The sequence below is a fragment of the Maridesulfovibrio ferrireducens genome (assembly GCF_016342405.1).
GTDB lineage: Bacteria > Desulfobacterota > Desulfovibrionia > Desulfovibrionales > Desulfovibrionaceae > Maridesulfovibrio > Maridesulfovibrio ferrireducens_A.
Map to the genome: position 1 here is coordinate 22762 of NZ_JAEINN010000002.1, position 22114 is coordinate 44875.

Sequence of the window (22114 nt, forward strand, 5' to 3'; positions counted from 1 at the left end):
GGTTAGATTTGTAACTTTTTTTTCAGACGGGATAAGTACGAAGCGCAGCACGATTGGAGTATTTAACTTTCTTGAGTGTTTTAAGAAAGCGCAAGCCAGATTTAAAGTTGTTGTGAAAGAGCTGGGATAGACACGCACTGCGCCAAATAAATGAAGCATAAATGCCAAAAGTCTTTTTGATATTAAAAAAATAATTATATTTTATTTAAAGATAACAAACTAATGCATACAAATATAGAAACAGAAATTTATAATTCATTACAAAAGTCAGCACTTGGTCAAAGAACATTAGACTTACGGAGATACTTAAATTTATCGAAGATAAATATTTCCAAATTACAATTGTTAAGGGAGCTTAAAAGATTACAAAAATCTGGAGATATTAGCTATAAATTAGGACGCTGGTCTTTAGTTGATTTTAAAAATAATCCAAATCTACAGAAAAAAAATATAGAGCTTAACACTTTAAATATTTCAGAAATTTCACGCGCTATACTGAACCTAGAAAAAAAACATTCTAATAAAATAGATACAGATGATTCTTGTCAAATACATGGTAAATGGTCTTTATTTAGAGAGCTTCTTAGTTATTATCAAAAATGTCTTTGTAGTGAGGAAGGAGCAGAAGCTTCAGCCTTTCAAAATCAATTGAATACAAATTTCATTTATTTGAAGAAAAATTCGTTACAATTATTCTCTTCAACTAACAACCTAGCGGTCCCTCTTGGTCCCCATCTAGGCGAATTCGTCCGCACCATTTTCTCCAATAAAGACATAATGCCCTTGGTTGTGGGATATCCTGTCCAAGCTATATCAATTGAAAAAGAAGGTGAGCCAACCACCTCGATTATTCAGCCTATATTTTTGCACACAGTAACTTTTTCCATATCTTCAGGAGGAATACATACCTCTACAACGACAGGTGCTCCTCAAATAAACTTAAAATGGCTGGAGAATGTTTTTCCTCGCAATATTAAATTACGGCAAAGTTTTTTGTCAGCATGCAGACTTCTTAATAGCGACAAAAATGAATGTGCCGATTTTAAGGAGCTTGTTGGGATATTATCTACCTTTGCATCAAATAAAATAATAGAGCCGCTAAATGTTGAGTCGGTAAATGAAGAAGCTCTTTCAGAGCCATTTAAAACTGGGATCTATAATAAAGCGGTCCTTATGGTGGCAAAAAGAACTAGATATACAGCCACTCTACTAAAAGAACTAGCTTATATCGAAAAAGCTCCAGACCATGAACTGGATAAAACTGCTTTGAATAGTATTTTTACAGATGGTAAAATAGAGAATACAAACCATAACGCAACTGAAAAGATAGGACACAGAATACTTGAATTCCCTACCCTTAACCCAGCACAATTTAAAGCAGTAAAATCAGCTCTTAATGTTAAAGTTTCTGTAATTACTGGTCCTCCTGGAACGGGAAAAAGTCAAGTGGTTGCTGCGACGATCATAAATTCACGACTAAGAAATAAGTCAGTATTGTTCACAAGCAGAAACCATAAGGCCATAGACGCTGTTGTTAGTCGACTCTCAAGCGAGGACGGACTCTCATTAATAGTTAGGGCTAATTCAAAAGAAGATCCTAATCTAAAATATACTTTTGAGCACAGTATTCGTGAAATGTTATCTGAATGCTATGATGCATCAGTTGTAGAAAACTGGAATTTGATTCTTGAAGAGTTAGACTCATTTATAGAGAAAAAAGAAATAGGATTAGCCCAAATACAAAAAATATCATTGTTAACAGAAAGACTCGGTGAATTAGAAGAAAGAAAAGATGTTCTCGCTCTAGATATTGTTCCAGAGACATTAGTCTCTTTAAACAAATATGCAAAATCCTTCCCTACAATCTCTTTCAAAAAAATATCAGATAGTCTTTCCCGACTGGATAGTTTTAATGAATCTTTTTTACAAAAAAAGAAATTATTATGGAAACGGTTCGTACTGCTACCTGATCTTTTCAAGTGCAATCAGAAACTAAAACTTTTCAATAAGTTAGCTCTCCCAACTTTTCCTAGAAATAAATCACAATTGCCTGAATTTAAGGACCAAATTCTTAAAGTAATTAGCTGTGCGGATTATTCGTTACTAACTAAGAAAACTGAAAGAATCGAACTTGAATTATTAGCTTTACCTAGTTTCGAAGAATGTGCTGCAAGTTTACGTAAAATAGACGAGATTATTTCTAAAAAATCACTAAAAGTTATAAAGTATGAATCATTAAGTAGGATAGGAACTCCTCCAAGTATTAGTCGTGAAGAATTATTAGGCTTAAAAGGAGCGCTTAAATCCGTCAAAACAGGGTGTGCAGGCAGATATCTAGAATCTGAGACAAAAAGAGTTCTGCATGAACGAGTTCCTTATATATTAGAAGCCTTTCCTGCTTGGGCTGTTACAAATTTATCCATTGGCTCCCGAATTCCTTTAGCTGCAGGTATTTTTGATCTGGCAATTATAGATGAAGCAAGTCAATCTGATATTATTTCAGCTATTCCAGTTTTATTTCGAGCAAAGCGAGCTACAGTTGTAGGAGATCCATTTCAGCTAAATCATACAAGCAGATTGTCTACAGAGAAAGATACTTTGCTCAGAAAAGATGTTGGTATCCTTAAAGTTGAGGATATTAGATACTCTTACACAGAAAGTTCGCTTTATGATCTTGTTGCTGGAGCAGATAATATAAACCCCGTCTTCTTAAGTGAAACGTTCCGTAGCTGCCAAGACATTGCAGATTATTCAAACCAAGCATTTTATAGCGGTAGGCTGAAGGTAGCAACGAATCCAACTGGATTAATAGTACCGCAAGGAATGAGACTAGGAATTCATTGGAAAAATTTAAGTGGAGAGATTCAAAGAGCAAGTGGAGGCGGATGTATTTGTTTAACAGAAGCACAAGAAGTGAAAAAAATAGTCTCACAAATTATTGAAGAAAATAAATTTAACGGAACTATAGGGGTTGTCACTCCTTTTAGGCAACAAGCTAATAGAATTAATGATATATTATTTGATGGAGATATTGATTATGGCCTAGCTCAGAAAGCTAAACTCCATGTTGACACAGCTCATGGCTTTCAAGGTGATGAACGAGATGTAATGATTATGAGCTTATGTAGTGGAGCTGAAATGCCTCAAGGGTCTTTGAACTTTATAAGAGAAAATGGCTACTTGTTTAATGTTGCAGCCAGTAGATCTCGAGCTGTTTTATATGTTGTTGGTGATAGAACATGGGCCAAATCATGCGGTATTCCACATATTGTAAAGTTAGCACAAGAAAAGAACATATCACCTAATGTCATAAAGGGGCCATGGGCTCCTTATGAGTCTCCTTGGGAAAAAATATTTGCAGAAGCACTACAAAAGGTTGGACTTAATCCTATTACACAAGTTCCTGTGGGATACCGCCGATTAGATTTAGCATTGATTAGAAAAGGAACAAATCCTTTTAAAATCGATATTGAAGTAGATGGAGATTGTCATCGCAACTCTGATGGTAGTCGTAAAATGGATGATTATTGGCGAGATATTCAAGTGCAATCCGCCGGTTTTATTGTTTTGCGATTCTGGGTCTACCAGTTGCGAGATGATTTGCATGGTTGTGTGCAAAAAGTATTAAAAGTATGGAGCAATAATGAATGATGAAATAAAAACCAACAATCCAAGTGCATTAAAATCTATCCATAAAGTTCCTAAATTAGATAAATTTCCTATTTCTGCCATTCCTTTGGGGTGTCTATTGTTTTTAGCAATGATTTCTTTAGTTGCTTCTGGTTGGAAAATTGCGAAAATAGAACTGGAACGAAGTGAAGTAACAACAGAAAGAAGGCTTCTTGAAAAAGATAAAGCTGATTTTCTCAAGCATAAAAGAGAATTACCTCAACTGGCAGGGAAAATATCAGATTTAAATATTCAGATAGTCGAGAGAGAAGGAACTTTAGCTGAAATTCAAAACAGGTATAATAGTTTCAAAAATAAAGCAGGCCAAAAAGAGCAAGAGTTAGCAAATGCAGATAGCCTCTTAAAAGTTGCACAAGCGGAGAAACAAACCGCTCTTATGATATATGAAAAACTTCAAGCGAGTATTGAAGTTAATACTGAACAGCTTAATAAAATATCAAATAAAGTTATAAAGCTTCAAGAAAAAGAACGGCTTTATGAGGAAAATAATAAAAAACTTGCAAGTCAAAAAGTATATCTTGCTGCACAAAAGGCGAATCTTACCGCTGCTGTAGAAGAAGCAAAGCAAGAGCAAAAACAAGAACGTAGCCGCTTAAAAGAAATGAGTCAGGAGCGCGCAGAACTAGAAAAAATATCTTTACGTTTCAAGCAAATGGCTCTTTCGCTTAAAAAGGTTACTTCACAGATAGAAATAACTGCGAAAACTGCCAAAGATGCAACTGAAAACCTAGTCCAAACGGAAAAGAAATTCGTTACCCAAAATATAGACCTGAAGACTGCTGTTGCAAATTTAAAAATTGATCAAGTAGATTTAAAGGGTATTAATAAGGAATTAAAAGATCATAATAAAAATGTAAAAACAGTGAATCGTAGCTTAACCGGAACCATAGAAGAATTTCAGAAAAAAGTAACTTCGATTAGTTCACAAGCTAAAACTTTAAGTACCGTTCTTACGGGATTTGATTCTCAAAATATGGACATGAACAGCGCCTTAACTAAGTTCTCTGCAACCCTCTCCTCTTTTGACTCATGGCCGACTAAATTTGAGACGATTCAAGAAAAACATCAAAAAACTTTACAATCAGTAGATGATCTGTCCGAACAGCTTATCAAACAAAATGATGTCCTAATCTCAACGGCACAAAACATGAACAGTTCCGGACAAAGTCTGACAGCCTTAACTCCTGCCCTTAAAGAAGAAATTGCAAAGCTAAAGTCACTAAATGCCCAATATACACAGTTAGATAAGGATAAAAATAGCATGCTTTCCTCTGCTAATGAATTAAAAATTGCCGGTAATAATATTTCCATATTAACTCCGGAACTTGAAAAAAATATAAATAAACTCAGTACTATGAATGGTGATATCAGGAATATTCAGATTCAAATGAAAGAACAAATGCAAAAACTAAATAAACTTAATGCAGTTCAGTCTACAGCTGAATAAACACACAAGATAAGGATTTAACATGCTGTTTTCAACGTCTATTTGGGCAATTGGTGTCATACTTGTTTTCATTGTAATGATTGTTATTCTTATTTCGCACATATATATGTCAAAGCGGTTCAAGTCTTATCAAACGGATGAAGGTGACGTTGTAGATTCATCCGCATATTTAAAAATATTGCAGAGTGATAAGACTCAGATTGAGAATTGGATAAGCGAACATAAGAATGAATTGTTAACTGTTGAAGCAGACAGAAAAGAACAAGAAATTCTACGTGGTGAGCTTGCAAAATTAATAGAAGATGGCGCAACGGTCTTGGCTCAAAATGAGTTCTATCGAAAGGAAGTAGGGGAACTTGAAAATCAAAAGTTTTTACTCACATCAAATTTGACACAGCAAAGAAATGAATTAGCATTTCTAGAAAAATCTAAAAAAGAATATGATGAAATCGTTGCGCAACTGCCGCTATTAAAAAAAGAAGTTGAAGACGCTAAGGTAATCACGGGAAAAGTTTATGAGTACAAAGCTGAACTAGAAAATTTGATCATGAAGCAAAACCAACAAAGAGAAGAAATTAATAAGCTTGAAGCAATAAAAAAAGAATATAATGAAATTACAGCGCAACTACCTAATCTCAAAGAGCAAGAGAGCAGTGCAAGAGACATAATAGTAAAAGCAATAGAGTTTAGGGTTGAGCTTGAAAAGTTAGAAAAGGTAATCGTTGAAAAAAGACAAGAATTGCAAAACAATGGATTAGAATTAGAAAAAATAAAGAAAAAATACAATGAAATAAATATACAATTAGTTGATAGAGAAAAAGAAAGCGAAAAAGAAAAAGCAAAAATAGCCGAAGAACTGAAAAACTTAAAAATTACACAAAACAAAACAGATAGACAATTACAAGAGAAAAGAAGTGAACTTAAGGTGGTAACAGATAAACTGCTAGAACAAAAAGAGACTATCGATCATCTACGGGCTAAAGAAGCAGTCTTAAGCAGCAAAATAGAAACACACCGTAAAGAAATGGGCGAAGAGACTGAAGAAGACTCCTGTCATGCTTATATAGACCTCATCGGTGGAGAGAATCTTGATTGTCTAAAAGAAAAAGATTTTGAAAATCCTAACCTTGAAACTGATGAAGATAGTGCATTAAAAACTGTTCGTACAAAACTTGCTGAAAATAACTATATTTTTCCTAAGAGAATTATTGATGCATTCCATACCAGTCTAAAAAGTCAATCCATCAATCCTTTAACTGTACTTGCCGGAGTCTCTGGTACAGGTAAAACACTATTGCCCAAATGTTATGCCGACATAATGGGGATGCATTCTCATATCATGGCCGTTCAGCCTCGCTGGGATTCCCCCCAAGATTTATTTGGGTTTTATAATGTGCTTGAGAAAAAATACAAAGCCACTGACCTTTCTAGGGCATTATTCCGTATGGATCAATATCAAGGTAAGGTTAATGACCATTGCAGCTGGACTCAAGATCGCATGTTGCTTGTACTGCTTGATGAAATGAACCTAGCACGCACTGAGTATTATTTTAGTGAATTCTTGTCCAAATTAGAACTAAGACGACAAGTTGATGAAAATGAATCCAGCGACAGGTCAAAAGCCTCTGTAGAGCTAAGCGACCAGTATAAAGTATGGATAAATAGTAATGTACTGTTTGTAGGAACTATGAATGAAGATGAAACCACGCAAACTCTTTCTGATAAAGTCTTGGATAGAGCGAACGTTCTACGCTTTGGAAGACCTGCGAAGCGTACAGAAAACAAAAATGGATCTAGTGCAAACAGAATGTCTTCACATGGAAAATATCTTTCACATAAAACATGGAACAGCTGGATCAAAAAACCCCAGAATACAGGGTGGAGTGATGATGTCTCTAGATGGATCACGGAATTAAATGAAGCTCTCGACTCCATAGGTAGGCCATTCGGATATAGAGTAGAAGACGCGGTGATGAGTTATGTGGCAAACTATCCGAAAGTTGAAAGCAGAGATAGATATAAGTTAGCTTTTGCAGATCAAATTGAACAAAAAATTCTCCCCAAATTACGTGGCGCGGACTGCGATGAAGCCGGGTCATGCTTGAGGCGAGTGTCTGAAATAATCTCAGAAACAAACGATGAAGCGTTAAAAGACGCTTTTGATGAAGCCCAGACCAACAGCCGGTCTGTGGGAACGTTCCAGTGGCGTGGTGTTACTAGAAAGGATGATTAATCCTTATGAATGAAGTAATTGGGCAAATTCATTATTTTCCGTGGTCAATAGGGTCTGCTAATGAAACGGTTGACATAATAGGAACACATGTCGAATGCCCGTTTTATGGCAGCCCTGTTTTATCTATTGTTCAAGGGGCAGAGCTTTTCATTTCAAGCCGGCATGAGAAATTCACTCCTTTAGGAGCTAGTTTCGACACTCTACAAAATAAGTATACTGTATTTGAAGCGCCACATGGAATATTAGCACATAAACATAACAGTCGTAGTTCTTTATCGCTTTTGTATGACAAAAAGTATCAAACAATTGAATTCCAAATGATTGGTGCTGTTAAACAACAAGAAGAAAAAGTTGAAAATGCGTTGAATGGTATTGTTTTAGGCTGGTCACAGTTCTTCGATGATTTAATTGAAAATAATCATGTGCAAGAAAATTCTCAAGGGTTTTATCAGAGCAATCAATTACCTTGGAAAACTATTAACTCCAAACTGTGTGATCTTGCGGGCAAGGAAGAAGAACCGCGGATGGCCTTAATTATTCATATTGCGCGAAAAATGGAAAAAAATATTACGGATGTGGTGAATGGAGCAAGAAAGATTTTATTAAGAACTAGAAAAATGCTCCCGGCGGAACGTCTTGCAGAAGTTGATACAACCTGTGTTCAATGGTTAGTGCGTCAGGCAGGAAGGACTCTTGCAGAAAAGGCTGCAATGAACAGACATCAACTCCTTGGAATAACAAGAGAAGAAAGCTTTAACACTCTGGAAAATATGGTGTTGAAAGATTTTATCTTACGATGTGAGCAGGAATGTCACCGTTATATCCAGACAGAAGTACGAGATAAATTTAAGGAAAATAAAAAGGCACAAGATGTTAATAAATTTAAAAATCTATGTACTGTTCTCAAGACTCGTGAACAGCTAGAAAATGTAGCAGCCCCACCTCCAGGCTTTTCCCCAAACTATGCGTTACAAAATGATTCACGGTATAGACTTATCTGGAAACAGTATCAAAGATTGATTCGTCAAGAAGATGAAGAGGATAGAATCTGGGACTGGCAATCTCGTTTATGGTCTGATATTGTTAGAGTTTTAGTAAATACACGACTACATTCTAGATCGAAAATGGAAGAGATCTTAAATTCCAATCTTTCAGTGCGGAAAGAGCAAAATTTAGGCAGCAGAGTTTATGCCGGATGCGAACCTGGACCTTTTGTAGATAAGAAGGAGTGCCCCGACTTTGTTCTCGAAATTGTTCATTCAGATCAAGCAGAAAAACATCCTGTCACGAGAAAATTGGGGCGCACAGGCGGGCATATGTTTCTTGTCGCCAACTCGCTTAATGAGGATATCCGTTCACGAGTAATTATTATATGGGCAGTGCACCTTGCTTCTTCTGAAAATAAACTTTCATGGCAAGCATTATGCGAATCCGCACAACAAAATTTGAAACGACACCAAAGTTCTCTAGAAGATAGACAGAGACGTTTTCCTGTTTTGAAAGGGCTTGTTTTTGCTAGCGATATTGATAATACCAGAGTGGACTTTTATCCTGAAACTGATGTGGCGCTGATGAACGTTCCTATAGATCAAAGGCGATGGGTCGAAACGTTAAATAAAATGGAAGAGGTTTTAGACCTTCTGCTAGATGAATTTTTAGGGGTACTAAATGTCTAAAAAAATTGTAGGATGTTCCGCTTTCGGATTACGAGATGTGCATTATATAAATCCTGAAAATCTTTCTGGGGAAGAATATTTTTTTGAAGATTTTTATTTGGCAGACGCGCTCTTACCGCGAAAGAACTCCCAGAAGATTAGGGTTGGCAAAAGTGCAGAACTTGAACGTTTTCAAGCCGGTTTAACTTGGCCTTTAGAAGCACAAGTTTCTCCAGAAAGCTATCTTCAACGAGTTCCCATTCCTTTTGCGTGGGATGTGCTTGTTCAAGCTGAAGATCGACGAATTCGCTGGGAATCTAGTAAGAGCGCTTCTTTTTCTGTTGAAAGCATTATAGCTGCTCACGTTCACAACTTAGTTTCTCCAGAGGATAATTTAGTTTTAGCTATTCCAGATCATCTAGATGAATTGGGACAAACTGGAATTTTAAAAGAATTACAAAATCTTAATCATCGTGATCCTAAGCTTATTTGGAGAGCTGTTGCAGCAACTTTATCATGGAAAGAAAAACTTGATTTATCTAAACTCTGTAATCGAAAAAAACATATTATTGTCATATATATAGGAGCGGATGGAATAGAATTTACACCTATTGAAATGTTCGACTATACCCCTAAAGATCAAAAGACTTCTTATTGTATTCCAAAGCGCCGCCGTCCTGAAAAAAGAATTCCGTGGACTGGTATGGACTGGGCAACCTCCGCGCTGCAAAATATATATCATCTTGAAGATAATAATGCGTTTTGGCAATCATTCACCACTGCAAATGAAATATGGAGTACGCTTGCTAATAATGATTTTCTCCCTATTCATTCCCCCAAAGTTTGGCATGATGGTAAAAAATGGAAAAGGTGGGAGAATAATCAAGTAAGCCAAACAGAACTATTAAAACTAAAAGTTGAAACTGCAAGTAAGCTCTATAACCTCAGCTCTAAGTCATGCAAATTAAGAGCGTCTACTTTCAAAGTGGATTGTAATTGGGGAGATTATTTACAGAATGAATTTAAGGACGTTTTAAAAACAAGTAGAAAAGATAGTAAACTTTTGTCTGTCATTTTCTGTGGTTCGCTTGTTTCTGAAAATATTCCTCAATGGTTTTTATCACTTATTCCAGAATTAGAAAAATTAGGGGTCTCAGCTCACGGCGACTTGCATGAACAAGAAGTTGGAAAAATTTGGATTCCTAAAATTCAAGAGGACCCTATTGCTGAAGGGGCGTTTCTTTACGGGGATTATTTGCAAGATAATTTGCCTACGTATTTAGATGAATTACCAAGGTTGTCCTTGAAAACTCAAAAAGATGGCCAACCTAATTGGATGAAATTAGTACAAAAAGATGAAATTCTCGGTGGAGAAGAATATGTAGAAAAAATCCCTAAAATTGTTTCTATTAAAAAAGGTTACAGTTCTTTAAAATGTCAGCTTTTGCGGGGTAAAAAAGAAAAAAAAGAAATATTAGATCCTGATAAATTTCCAAAATCAAAAAACATCTCCCCAGCTAAAGCGGCTCTTATTCGTGATTTGGTGAATAAAAGCACAACAAAGAATTTCTCATGGTTTACTAGAATTGAAGAAGACTACGCAAGTGAATATAAAAATTTTATAACTTTGAACGAGACAGGTAAATTGCTTGAACAACAAGATTCTCCTGTTAGAGAAGTTGTATTTGATTTTCCGGGCAAAGCGTCTCAAAATATACCTGTACGTATTGAAGTAAAAATGAAGCCTGCGAATGGACTTGCGCAAGTAGAAATTATTCCCGAAAATATTGATGGGCGAAGCTACTTTGGTAATACTCGGGCTTTTTTAGATTATTCTAAAATGAATTCTATAGCCCTTGGTGGATATGGCTATCCTCCATTGCAAGATATTTTGATAGATCCTAGTGATGAATATTTGAATGAGAATTCCTATATATTGCAAAATGTCCTCATTACAAAAGTAGAAGAAGAAGGGTATGATAAAAAAGTTAATAGTTTAAGGACTTTTTTGTCTTCTAGGTCATATCAAACACAGTTTATGGCAAAAGAGTTTCGTACTAGGATAATAGACCAAAATGGTAATCCGGCAACGAATGAAGGGCAGAAGCTTATTAATAAGCTTGTCCAAAAAATAGATTTAGATATGCAAATGGATGTTCATGATGAAAAAAAATTTCGTGATACTCTCTTTGTACGAGGGAGCTGGCTATGGGGCCAGACGCCTCAATCTGTATTGTCTTATATTAGAAAAATTTTGCAAGGTCAGCCTGAAGGAAATATCTTCAATTATGCTTTAGATGCTGCAGGCCGCTCATTTAAAAAAAAGGATGACTTACAGCTTTTGTTTAATGCAGTCCTGAAAAAAAATGAACAAGAATATTTTTCTCCTCAGAAAAAGTATGATGGTATTAAAATTAATGGAGCTAGGGCCTGCTACTATGCTCTAATGTATAGCCCAGAAGCGACCCCTGCTCTGAGTATCAATACTGCTAAAAAAATAGCAGAGAGCGCCTTACTTCGTCTAAAAAGAATTGGAGAAGGTGCGGGCTATGATAAGCTTTTTTTCCAATTAATATTATTACTTCTCTTTTTGCTACGAGTTAAAAAGCATTCTGAAACATGTTTTTATAAAATGGATGAAATCTATACTGGGGTATTAATTCAAATAGAAGAAGCTGAAAAATATTTCTCCAAAAAGAGAGACTTAGCAAAAAAAAATAAGGTGTCAGATGTAAAAAAACTCATACAAGGATTTTTAGACAACCAAGGATCTCTAAGCGATGTAAGTGGGTTGGTAGAAGCCGCTGAAGACTAGAAAAAAATCTAAGGATCGCCGTCGGTCGTAAGAAACTAGCTGTTCTCAGGTTCACCCCGAGGAGCAAAATCCGGTGTGACAGTATACTGCCTGGTTGAAACAGCAAAAGCCAACAATCTCAATCCCTACGAATATCTGATTTATATATTTGAAAAACTTCCCTTTATAAACTCTGCCCATGACCTTGAAGCATTGCTTCCATGGGAAATGCCAAAAGACAAAGCAATATAGCAGATTCAATTTACGTTGTAAGGTGCAGGTGTTTCGACGGTTACGCATTGTCATTACTTACTTTCGCAGTCTCTGCAGAATAGCCAGCTTGTTGTTTAATATTTTGTTTACTGTACTCTAAATTTACTTTGGATTGAGCTGTCCCTTTAAGACTCTTATTTGTTATTATGCCAGTTTCATTATCTATTCCACGATATCCCTTGATGAATTCAGCATTAGCACTTCCATAGCGATCGACAATTTCTGTGTTAGAAGAAGCTACAGCAGTATTTTCTATAATATCTTTTTTATTATTATCTTTTTTATTCATATCTGCCACTAACTCTTTAATATTTTTGCCTCATTCCCAAAACTACGAACCCAAGACATCAGCTCCAGTTCACTCACAGTCCCTATTTCTAAAATGATTGAACCATCATCTTGATCTTCAATCTTTTGATCAGAACTCCATACCCTTTCTCGGACGTAATCTGAGGCTCCATCATTAAAGCGGATTCGAAACTTTTTTAATTCATGCCGCTTGAGTCCAAAAGAGCTGAGTTCTTGATCGGCTGCTTCAAAGTTAAAACTTTGATCAGTCACGGTAACATCGTCAACTCTATGTATTGCTAATGTCATAGGACGATATTTCTCTGCTTCTCCCTTGGTTGTTTGATACCCCTGCACATAAAGGGCATTACTCATAGATATAATCCTTCCAGGGGCAAAAAAATGAATTCGTGCTTCATCCAACCGTTTTGCTCTGTAGGCTACTAGACAAACTCTCTTCTCTATTGAAGATTGTAGGAGCTTATCTAAAGTCTTGTAATAAGGGGAATAATCAATATATCCTTTCGGATTAAAAGAAACTGGCACGCCTTGAACTTCTGAACGTTTTTCGTAGTCGTCATTAGCTAATAAGCAAGACAAGTTAAAAATGGTCTTATCTATTCGATTGCAGATTTGTTTAGGGATTATTCCTGAGGCCAACTGTTTGCAAAGGCTCAAATATCTTATTTCTTCAAGTTCAAGTCCCAGTGAACTTCTTTGAGGATAAGCTGAAATTTGATAGTATCTACGTCTTCCATCCCGACCTATCTCAAAATTGGCAACACCAATCTCTTTTTCAATATGTCCTGCAAGCCTGTGTATGGTTTGCCGGGAACAATCCAAGTCAGTAGCTAGATCAACTTGAAAATGCCGTCGTCCATCAAACATAAGTTTGAGAAACATTCTCAAAAGTTTTTCACCATATGTAGAGTTTAAATCTTTTTTTATAGGCATAATTTCCCCGAACAAAGCGTTATCAGGTATTAATATTCTAATCAATATCAATGGTATATTTTAATCTCATAAATAATAAAATATTGTTTTTAGGAGATCCATGTAAGTACCTACTGCCAAATGAGCACGACAGCAGGTACTATAAAAATAGGGTTATTTTAAATCAGTTAACTGTTCCAAATTCTGCATCAAGACTACCAAGCACTGATTCGAAGAATATTTGTGGTTTTTTCTTCTGAGATATGATGAGTGCAAAATCAACAATCAATACAACAACAGTAAAGATGCCTATTACAAAAAGCGTCCAAAATACCCAGTTTGCTGAGCTTGCTCCAACAATATGAATTCGAAGGCCTTCGTCAGTAATTTTAAATTTTATATTGGCAGTGAACTTGGTTACTGGAGTGAAAAAACGTTCAAGAACTCGCCCTTTAATCGAAAAATTATTAGGACTTTCATTTAACATCTTGTACTTACAAACCAAATCAAGCCGTTCTTTAATGAAAACAGCAACTTGTTCTTGTGTAACTTCTTTTGAGATTGGAATTCGTTTACTTACTTCAAAGTTTGCCATTTATATTTCCTATGGTTATGATTTTCCATGTGGCTGTTTTTATTTTGTTTATTCCTTGGACAGATTATCCGTCCAAGGAATAAAGTTCAGTTTACTCAGCTAATTGAACATATAGTTGTCCATCTTTCTTAACCTCGACAGTAATATTGATTTCGCCAGCATTGTTTAAGGTAGCAATGCCCTTGTAAAAACTAGGTGCTACTTCATCTTTTAACTCAACTTTCATACAACGTATGTCAGGGTTAAAACGTTGAACGATTTCAGTGACTATCGGAATTGAGGATGCTGCAACCTGATTTTTTGCAACTCCCATAAATGTTACACTTGAAAGCACTATCCATAGGCATAAACTGGCAATACTTGTCCAAAACATTTTTTTATCTATTTTAAGCAAATTACAGCGTTTCCATATATATACCGGCAGGATAATCATCCAGATCCAGTGAGGCTTAGGATGATTATCTCTTTTAAGTTTTACATAGTCACAAATGATGCAGACAGTGCCAAGCAAGCTACAGACCATCGAGGCTATAGATAAGTAATGGATTAGAAAAACATTAAGAATTGAAGCACTGACCATAAAGATAAGTCCTGACCACAAATAACGATTGTCAATTTTAGATTCGAACATAGATTTCTCCTAATTGGTTTATTTAGTGTATACCTCGCGAACTGTTCATAAGACGGACAGTTGCCTTAGAAAATGAAAAGCCGTCAGAATATTTCCAACGGCTTTTCTAATCTAAAATCTCTGAAATTACTTTTTTACCCCTCAAACTCCGCACCACACTTATTACAACGATAGCAACCGATAACATGCTTATCTATGTGTTCACCTACAGCGTTACCGGTTGCAGCCCCTGCGAAGAATCCGGCTAATGCTCCGGTTAATCCTCCCGCAATCGCTCCAATTCCAGTTCCAATAATTGGTACAACCGAGCCAAGAGCGGCTCCAGCGAGAGCTCCGCTACCTGCACCGGCATACCCACAGGTCGCTCCAGCAAGGCCTCCTGCTGCCGTACCAACTTTCTGAGCAGTGTTAACGAGGATAACGTGTTCACTTGAATTACATGATGGGCATTTAAGGATTTCAGACATAGTTTACTCCTTTATTAAGAGGTTAGTGCTCTCTGCAACATTTCAAACATTGCTGAAGGAAGCTCATTGATTTGGTTGATATTTTTACTATTGTTCAAAGGTAATGAATGTATTTCTGGAGACAAAATTCCAAGTCCGTAAAACTCAAATCCTAGTTGTTGGCCTGTTTTCAACGCTTGATTGGCTGTCGGAATTGAATCTGGTTTTCCATCTGTGATGATTAAAATGATTCTTCGGCCTTCCTTGAGTTGAACCATTTGTTGCAAAGTCCACCACAAAGCTTCCCCCATAGGCGTTTGCCCGGATGCTGATAGCTTGAATCGATGATGAACTTGTTCCCCATGCTGAAGCACAGGGACGATTGTTTTGTGAGATTGTCCTTCCCGATAGACTGATGGGAAGGCTGACACTGCGACGTTTACTCCGACGTGCTCCAAAGCAGACGCTACGGCATGACAGGCTTGACCTGCCAACTGAATTCGCCTTCTCATGGAGCCGGAACAGTCAAGGAGGATATGAACCGCAGTGTTAATTTTTTGTGTAGGGCTGTCGGCTAAGAATAGCCTGGGATTGTGGGTTAATGCTCTATGGAGTCGCTTGTAATCAAATCGACCACTTCGAGCTGGCTTAGAACGGGTTAATGATGTGGCTTGAAGTAGAGAGTAAAACTTGACTCTCATGCAATTTGTGGCTTTACGGACCTCGGCGATTTCATCTTGAGTAAAAGCGGAAGTTCCTCGTTTTCCAAGGACCGCGACCTGAATCAGTTCATCAATTTCTCCCGGTTGTCTTTTTAAAGATTTAATAAGGATGCTGCTAAGATCCATTGGAAGATCTTGCTCTGAAGCATTCAGAAGTAATTCAAGATCTTTCAGCCTTTTCCTCGTAAGTTGATCCGTTTCATTTCTTCTACTTTGCTCCTCCTTTTGAGATCTTTGTGTTTTTGAGCCCGTATTGGCTGACGTTATATTTTTAGATATAGCCTTAAATTCAGATTTCCTGGTAATCCCCTGCAGGATTGAAATGAACTCTTTTGCATAGATAAGGCATGCCTTTGAATCAGGACAAGATCCTCGTACTTTTATGAGCACTAGCTCCAGTGAAAAAGTTAATCCCGGCACCACTTCCTCTATTATAGAAGCATATTTTTTACTCCTAGCGTTCAGTTCAGGGGTGTCCCAACTTCGTACAGTTAAAAGCAACCAATTAAGAACATTTAATCCTAGATGGTTTGAACAGATCTTATCTTTGTCTGATAAGAATAGATGCTTAATAAGCCAGTTGAAATTCTGTTTGCATCCTGGAAAAATCCTTGAGAGTTGGTTTTCTACTCGCCAATCTTCAAGAGTATTCCAAATATGCTTTTCAAGTGGAGTTATGGATTCATCTTTAAGGATATCAAAGTTAGTATGGCGGATATGGGCGGATTCGTGGTCAATATAACCTCTAACCAGCCCGAGTAAATCGCTGTCACATTCAGAAGGAAGACTTGGAATAGTAATCGTCCGCCCATTAGTGAAAGCTGCCTTGCCACCTATTTCAACATTGATTCCATATTTTTTGCCGAGGACCGCAGCAAGTAACGGTAGAGATTTCAAGATATGCTTGTTAGCAATCATATTAACCTCCTACCAGAGACCTAAGCTGTTTAACGGGGCTGGTTGAGCAGGAATGGCTACTGACTCTGGAAGGTCATCAATTTGTTCGTTCGCAAAGCTTGCACTCTCGACTTGAGGCCCGTGAGCTGTATCCTGATTGCTGAGTAGATTCTGCAAAACCTTATCAGGAGTATTCCCCTCAATAATTTTCTGACCATGTTCAACCAATGCAGATGGATCACGCAGTAAGCAGAGAAGACCCTGAAGCATTATTAAGTTCGCGCCACGGATTCTTCCTTTTGCGGGTATCTTGGAAAAGGCTGTTTCAAGTAGGGTGATAACCGGCGAGACTCGTGGTTCAATAAAACTAAGCCCTGACAATTTACGATGAACAGAACGCAAAGGTGCTAAGGCTTTTCTTGTCACGTTATCTTTGCCTGCAAAGCTATTATGCCAACTGTCTGTAGCTATTTTAGCAACTTCTCCGAATAACGTTACTCCGAGATTTTCAACTTCGCCTTGTAGCCCTGAACTTACAGCTTCATTCTTTTTGCTGGGTGGCATGATCTTGAACATCTGCCAGTTGAAATCTAAACGGGACCGGACATAATCTGAACTGACGGCAGAGCTGGCGATCAATGATTCCCAACCGGGATTGTTTCTTATCCATTCCTGAACAGATTCATCATAACGATTCAAGAACAGTTCTTTTGCGTCATTGAAGTCTGCTGCAATTTCTAAAAGTGTATTTTGAATTTCCTCTACCTTTTGCTCTGGCAATGCCCAACCTCCGAGAAAGCGCACACCATTCTTGTCTAGCAATGAAATTGCTCGACTTTTAAGAGTTCCAAAGATGCATAGCTCTTTAGGATTGCAAATTTTTTTACTACCAAGGGAAGCCAGTTTTTCAGGAGGCAGCTCCGTTGCTCCGAAGTCAGAAGGTATTAACTTTTTACGTGCTGACCAAATATTTACATCCAGTCTGATAGCCATAAGACACTTTAAAACCTTTATATTTGTGGTAATAGTCATAAGATTCTCCCTTGTTTATTAAACGTAAAAAAGGGGAGCCATTTCTGACTCCCCTTATGATGATAGGTCGTATTTTGTAGTTACCATGTTAATTTATGTCACGCTCTGATCCTGAAAACATTCGCTGAGCTAGTTCATGAAGCATTGCGCGAGTCTCCCGAGTCGCACGGAATCCAAGAGCTCTATCCAGTGCATACGTAATAGGTTGCACTCCCTGTTGGCTAAGTGGCTGAAATCTTACTGTGAGATCAGCCCATCGTATTAATGTTCGTGTGGAAAAGGTTACTTCAATGGAATTTCCTAATTCTGCATGATTAGAATCTTCTCCCATAAATAGCTTTCGAACTTCATTGGCATAGTCAACCATGCCGGTCCTCAGCTTTTCGGGAAGACTGGATGCAAGCTTTTTAAGTAATTGGACCTCGGCTTGAGGTTCAGGATAATTGACTTCGCATAGCCAAAATCTGTCCATAAACGCTATGTTTTGTTTGAGTGTTCCTTGATACAATCCCGATTCATCAATTCCGCCATTCGTATTAGCTGTAGCGGCAAAGCGAAACATTGGATGCGGATAAATCAGTTCACTTCCATTTTCAGGAATGCATAAGGGAGAACCGTCAAGGATGCTGTTCAGTCCAGACGCTGTCGCGGGGTCAAGTAAATCAAGTTCATTGAGCAGGAATAAGCCACCGTATTTCATGGCAAGGGAGAGGGGGCCATATTGAAACACCATGTTTGCTTTTTCGAGACTCAAATGACCGGCAAGGTCAGCGAACTCTAAGCGGCTATGACCTGTAACCTCAAATACGGGATAATTGAGTTTAGAAGCTAACTGTTTGATAAGACTTGTCTTGCCACTTCCCGTGGGGCCAAAGATGTAGAGCGGATCAGATGGATTCATTAACCAGACAATAATTTCACGCATGGTGTCATGGTAAATGTAGTCCGGATTTGATTTAGGGGTATATATGGATGCCACAGAATAACCGTTGATCATCCGCTTTGAAGGTTGTCCGCTGAAGATATTGCCTGCATCCATTTCGATTACTTTAAGCTGTTTTAATTCATTATGTTCGTTCATTGTTACCTGCCTGATTAAGATGCAATAGATTTTTGTGTTGATAATATTTGCTCATGCAAACAAAAAGGGTCCTCAGCTTTTCAGCCGAGGACCCTCATTAATAATGATTGTAGCCAAAACTACGCCGCAATATCGGCATACTTCCACCATATTTTCTGTTTTTGATCCCAACGAAATCCAGCTTTCTTTAACAGGTCCGCTTTAGATCTTGTCGCTCCTATGGCTTTGATACAACTACGGCCATCTTGAGCTTGAACAGGTTGATATTGCACACCAGCAAGCTGAGGTCCCAATGCCCTCGGTGTCTGTGTTGGTTTTCCCTGATTGGTATTTGATGAATTGGGATTGCGAGGCATAGCTCCTTCTGCGTCATCGTCAGATTCTGTTGTTAACCCGATTAAAGTCGCAAGTCCGTAACGACGTGCATAGGTTAAAGCAGAACCGTAGCCCTGTGGGTCATTCTTCGGTAGTGGCATAACCATAAGTGAAGATTGCCATTGTCCACTTTTAACATGGATCAGCTTGGTAACTAATCCAATATGTCCTTGTTCTGCGGATACAGGATATTGAGCTACCCAAATGCCATTGCTGATCAAAGTATCTCTGCAAGTATCAATTACAGAATTTAATGTCGCATAGCGGCTTTGAGTAAATGGATTTACCTGATCCTTTAATGCCGGATTTAAAGATTGCTGAACTTGAATCATCGCCTTTGCTAGTTCGGTAATTTCTGGAGAACACAGATCTGTGCTGTTCATGTTTTACTCCTTACATAAGAAAGCCCCTATCCTGCGTAGTGCAGGATAGGGGCTTTGGATAAAAAGATAGTTCTTTCAAGGAAGTAATATATGTTTGAAAATTATTTGAAAAGCAGTTTCGTTTTTTCGATTAACTTTCCAATATCTGGAAGAGCTGTAAGTTATAAAGGAACCCTACTTTATTGGGAATGTCATTTACAAAATAATTGTAATGGTATAAAAAACTATTTTGTATAAATAACTCAAGGAAGATATGCCAAAAGCAATAAATCCAGATAGTTCTCCAGGTTCAAAACTGATTCGTTTGTTTATTAAGCTTATGCTGGAAGGTAAAAAACACTACCAATCAGACCTTGCTATGGATATCGAATGTTCTCCTCAAACAATCATCAGATTGATTGCAGAGATAGAGGCTGTTATAGGGAGTAGTCTTGAAGTTGGAAATGTTGGTAAACGGAAATATTACCAACTTAAGTCTCTTTCTGCGCGAAGAACTTTAGGATTAGATTTTGAAGAACTCAGGTATCTAAGCTTATGCCATGATTTTGCAGCCCAACATTTACCTCAACACATTTCTGCTCGTGTTGAAAAAACTATATTCTCTCTTTCAGCTCTCATGGCTGATCCTGACTTTGCACGTCGTGAAGAAACTCAAACGCAGCAGGTTAGTTTTAGCCCCAAAGGGTATATTGATTATGAAAAACATTTCTCATCCATCGAAAAATTAATTGATGCCGCACATAACAAGCTTGCTTGCCTTATTGAATATAAATCCTCCTTCCGGAAGGATTCAAAAATTTATTACTACGCACCGGGTAAAATCGTTTCAATGAATAGTGCTTTGTACGTTCAGGGCTATAAGTTGTCGAAAGATTTTACTGAACAACTACGGGCAACAACTTTTGCAATTCATAGGATACAGGAAGTCACAAAAACAGATAAACATTTCAAATTTGATGCTTCAATTGATGATGAAGGATGTTTTGGAATGAAATGGCATGAGCCTAGGACCTTTCGTATCCAGTTTGATGAGAAGGCTGCAGACTACGTGCGAGAACGTATCTGGTGCGATAATCAAAAGATTGAAGAGCTAGAAGACGGTGGAATTGTTTTGAAAGTAAACACTGTTAGTGAGCCAGAACTGATGTCTTGGGTTCGGAGTTTTGGAGATAATGCCCACATTATAAGTTTTAAATAAGGATCTGATTATGAACTTGAACAATTTTTCCGATTTGAAGGGTGTTAAAGCGATATTAAGCGATGAGGATATTGCTGATGTAGTTAAATTAGCATCCGTGTTGAAATTGGGACAAAAAACTACTGAGGAGCTTGTCTCATTAGCTTATAAACAGCCTCATGGAGTTGCGGACTTAATACCTTCTATCTTTTCTGTCGTTCTTGCTGTGGCTGCTGCTGACGGCAAAATATCATCTAGTGAAAAAAAAGAAATATTTGATCCTCTTTTTTCTTCAGTTGAAAGACATTTAAAAGACGAATGCTTTCACCAAATATCCGCTATGCTTGAAAGAATACCCAACGTTAAGGATTGCGTTACTTATATTGGTAAGCTTGGGAAAAACATTAATTATGAAATCTTTGACGCAATAATTGAAATGGTTGCTAAAAGTGATGACAAATTTTGTTTTAAAGAAAAGGAATTTCTAGATAATTTCAGAATAAAAACAAACAGAACACAAGCTGTACCTGTAGTTGCTACAATGAGTTCAGGCAAATCAACTTTAATAAATGCAATGCTCAGATCTGATCTTTTACCTTCAGAAAATCAGGCTTGCACCGCAACAGTTCTTAAAGTCGAAAACTATGATGGAATCGTAACTCCCTACGCTCGTAGCACCCGTTTAGCTGAAGGTGTTTCTGATTGGCAACCTGTCTCGGCTCAAAAGCTTAAAGAATGGAACAGTCAAGGTGTTGCAGAAGTTGAGATTCTCGGCAATTTTTCCAAGATTGATTTTAAGAAAGCACATATGGTTTTGTATGATACCCCTGGCCCTAATAATGCTATGGATAAATCCCATGCTGAAATCACAAATTCCATCTTAGAACAAGCTCAATATGGACAGGTTGTGGTTGTTTTGAATGCTGAACAATTTGGAATTAATGATGAGTTGAACTTCCTAGATCGATTAAAATTTGTCGCATCTTCCAAAAGTGAACATGTAAGATTTCTTTTTGTCCTAAATAAATTTGATTGTCTTGATCTTGATGATGAATCGTCATTACAGTTTATTCTTAAAGTCAGGAAAATGCTAAATGAAGTAGATCTTAAACGTCCGGTTCTTATTCCTACTATGAGCAGACTTGCTTTAGATATCAGAACGGTACTCGATGTATCCCCTACTACTGGGCTAACATGGACAAATAGGCGTCAAAAGAAATTATTAAGAGATATTGAGTACCTTGAAGAGAATTCGGCACATTATCAAGAGGCAATTTCCCATACTAAAACGAATCAAAAGCTCTACCTTAATGCCAAACAAAATGCTTTTGTTGAAATGTCAGGCGATTCAATAGAATTGGGAGATCAATTGATTCCTCGTAATAGGTTGCTAGAGGCAGATTTATTAACGGGTATCCCTATACTCGAAGCTGCCTTGAGCCAGAGTAAGTGAAAATAAAAC

General features: G+C 37.4%; 16 protein-coding genes and 1 pseudogene. 8 read left to right on the plus strand and 9 right to left on the minus strand.

Annotation, left to right across the window (positions count from 1 at the left end; genetic code table 11):
- The first annotated feature begins 222 nt into the window (after positions 1–222).
- The 6 genes and pseudogenes from JEY82_RS01945 to JEY82_RS01970 form a co-directional block, all read left to right on the plus strand.
- A complete protein-coding gene (locus tag JEY82_RS01945) occupies positions 223–3651 on the plus strand; it encodes an AAA domain-containing protein (protein ID WP_304082081.1) in 3429 nt (1142 codons plus the stop codon).
- Positions 3644–5137 (plus strand): hypothetical protein, encoded by a 1494-nt coding sequence (locus tag JEY82_RS01950; protein WP_304082083.1) that lies wholly within the window; start codon positions 3644–3646, stop codon positions 5135–5137. The genes JEY82_RS01945 and JEY82_RS01950 overlap by 8 nt, the downstream gene beginning before the upstream one ends.
- Positions 5138–5159: 22 nt before the next feature.
- Complete coding sequence (locus tag JEY82_RS01955; RefSeq protein WP_304082084.1) at positions 5160–7370, plus strand: AAA family ATPase; 2211 nt, start codon at positions 5160–5162, stop codon at positions 7368–7370.
- Between the two features lie 5 nt (positions 7371–7375).
- A complete protein-coding gene (locus JEY82_RS01960; RefSeq protein ID WP_304082086.1) occupies positions 7376–9046 on the plus strand; it encodes a DUF2357 domain-containing protein in 1671 nt (556 codons plus the stop codon).
- Complete coding sequence (locus tag JEY82_RS01965) at positions 9039–11840, plus strand: hypothetical protein (RefSeq protein WP_304082087.1); 2802 nt, start codon at positions 9039–9041, stop codon at positions 11838–11840. Before JEY82_RS01960 ends, JEY82_RS01965 begins: the two co-directional genes overlap by 8 nt.
- Before the next feature lie 30 nt (positions 11841–11870).
- Positions 11871–12071: pseudogene (locus tag JEY82_RS01970) on the plus strand (transposase domain-containing protein); the annotation flags it as partial.
- A gap of 40 nt (positions 12072–12111) precedes the next feature.
- Here the strand turns inward: JEY82_RS01970 and JEY82_RS01975 are convergent.
- From JEY82_RS01975 to JEY82_RS02015, 9 genes are all read right to left on the minus strand, one after another.
- Entirely contained in the window at positions 12112–12381 is a 270-nt protein-coding gene (locus tag JEY82_RS01975) for a hypothetical protein (RefSeq protein ID WP_304082090.1), read from the minus strand.
- 8 nt (positions 12382–12389) lie between these two features.
- Positions 12390–13334 (minus strand): YafY family protein, encoded by a 945-nt coding sequence (locus JEY82_RS01980; RefSeq protein WP_304082091.1) that lies wholly within the window; start codon positions 13332–13334, stop codon positions 12390–12392.
- A 163-nt stretch (positions 13335–13497) separates the two neighbouring features.
- Positions 13498–13908, minus strand: a complete 411-nt coding sequence (locus JEY82_RS01985) for a hypothetical protein (RefSeq protein ID WP_304082092.1) — start codon at positions 13906–13908, stop codon at positions 13498–13500.
- Between the two features lie 91 nt (positions 13909–13999).
- A complete protein-coding gene (locus JEY82_RS01990; RefSeq protein ID WP_304082093.1) occupies positions 14000–14539 on the minus strand; it encodes a hypothetical protein in 540 nt (179 codons plus the stop codon).
- Between the two features lie 134 nt (positions 14540–14673).
- Entirely contained in the window at positions 14674–15006 is a 333-nt protein-coding gene (locus tag JEY82_RS01995) for a hypothetical protein (protein WP_304082094.1), read from the minus strand.
- Between the two features lie 14 nt (positions 15007–15020).
- Entirely contained in the window at positions 15021–16625 is a 1605-nt protein-coding gene (locus JEY82_RS02000) for a VWA domain-containing protein (RefSeq protein WP_304082096.1), read from the minus strand.
- 9 nt (positions 16626–16634) lie between these two features.
- On the minus strand, positions 16635–17636 hold the full coding sequence (locus tag JEY82_RS02005; protein ID WP_304082098.1) for a DUF3150 domain-containing protein: 1002 nt from the start codon (positions 17634–17636) through the stop codon (positions 16635–16637).
- Between the two features lie 88 nt (positions 17637–17724).
- The gene (locus JEY82_RS02010) at positions 17725–18717 is read right to left on the minus strand and encodes an AAA family ATPase (protein WP_304082099.1); all 993 of its coding nucleotides are present in this window, start codon (positions 18715–18717) and stop codon (positions 17725–17727) included.
- Positions 18718–18836: 119 nt separating this feature from the next.
- Positions 18837–19475: an ERF family protein gene (locus JEY82_RS02015; RefSeq protein WP_304082101.1), complete on the minus strand. Its 639-nt coding sequence runs from the start codon at positions 19473–19475 to the stop codon at positions 18837–18839.
- Positions 19476–19728: 253 nt separating this feature from the next.
- Here JEY82_RS02015 and JEY82_RS02020 point away from each other — a divergent pair, with 253 nt between their 5' ends.
- Positions 19729–20673, plus strand: a complete 945-nt coding sequence (locus JEY82_RS02020; RefSeq protein ID WP_304082103.1) for a YafY family protein — start codon at positions 19729–19731, stop codon at positions 20671–20673.
- A gap of 10 nt (positions 20674–20683) precedes the next feature.
- Entirely contained in the window at positions 20684–22105 is a 1422-nt protein-coding gene (locus tag JEY82_RS02025) for a dynamin family protein (protein ID WP_304082105.1), read from the plus strand.
- The last annotated feature ends 9 nt before the right edge of the window (positions 22106–22114 follow it).

Coding starts and splice junctions, on each gene's coding strand:
- JEY82_RS01945 (WP_304082081.1), top strand. CDS start 223: ATGCATACAAATATAGAAACAGAAATTTATAATTCATTACAAAAGTCA.
- JEY82_RS01950 (WP_304082083.1), top strand. CDS start 3,644: ATGAATGATGAAATAAAAACCAACAATCCAAGTGCATTAAAATCTATC.
- JEY82_RS01955 (WP_304082084.1), top strand. CDS start 5,160: ATGCTGTTTTCAACGTCTATTTGGGCAATTGGTGTCATACTTGTTTTC.
- JEY82_RS01960 (WP_304082086.1), top strand. CDS start 7,376: ATGAATGAAGTAATTGGGCAAATTCATTATTTTCCGTGGTCAATAGGG.
- JEY82_RS01965 (WP_304082087.1), top strand. CDS start 9,039: ATGTCTAAAAAAATTGTAGGATGTTCCGCTTTCGGATTACGAGATGTG.
- JEY82_RS01975 (WP_304082090.1), bottom strand. CDS start 12,381: ATGAATAAAAAAGATAATAATAAAAAAGATATTATAGAAAATACTGCT.
- JEY82_RS01980 (WP_304082091.1), bottom strand. CDS start 13,334: ATGCCTATAAAAAAAGATTTAAACTCTACATATGGTGAAAAACTTTTG.
- JEY82_RS01985 (WP_304082092.1), bottom strand. CDS start 13,908: ATGGCAAACTTTGAAGTAAGTAAACGAATTCCAATCTCAAAAGAAGTT.
- JEY82_RS01990 (WP_304082093.1), bottom strand. CDS start 14,539: ATGTTCGAATCTAAAATTGACAATCGTTATTTGTGGTCAGGACTTATC.
- JEY82_RS01995 (WP_304082094.1), bottom strand. CDS start 15,006: ATGTCTGAAATCCTTAAATGCCCATCATGTAATTCAAGTGAACACGTT.
- JEY82_RS02000 (WP_304082096.1), bottom strand. CDS start 16,625: ATGATTGCTAACAAGCATATCTTGAAATCTCTACCGTTACTTGCTGCG.
- JEY82_RS02005 (WP_304082098.1), bottom strand. CDS start 17,636: ATGACTATTACCACAAATATAAAGGTTTTAAAGTGTCTTATGGCTATC.
- JEY82_RS02010 (WP_304082099.1), bottom strand. CDS start 18,717: ATGAACGAACATAATGAATTAAAACAGCTTAAAGTAATCGAAATGGAT.
- JEY82_RS02015 (WP_304082101.1), bottom strand. CDS start 19,475: ATGAACAGCACAGATCTGTGTTCTCCAGAAATTACCGAACTAGCAAAG.
- JEY82_RS02020 (WP_304082103.1), top strand. CDS start 19,729: ATGCCAAAAGCAATAAATCCAGATAGTTCTCCAGGTTCAAAACTGATT.
- JEY82_RS02025 (WP_304082105.1), top strand. CDS start 20,684: ATGAACTTGAACAATTTTTCCGATTTGAAGGGTGTTAAAGCGATATTA.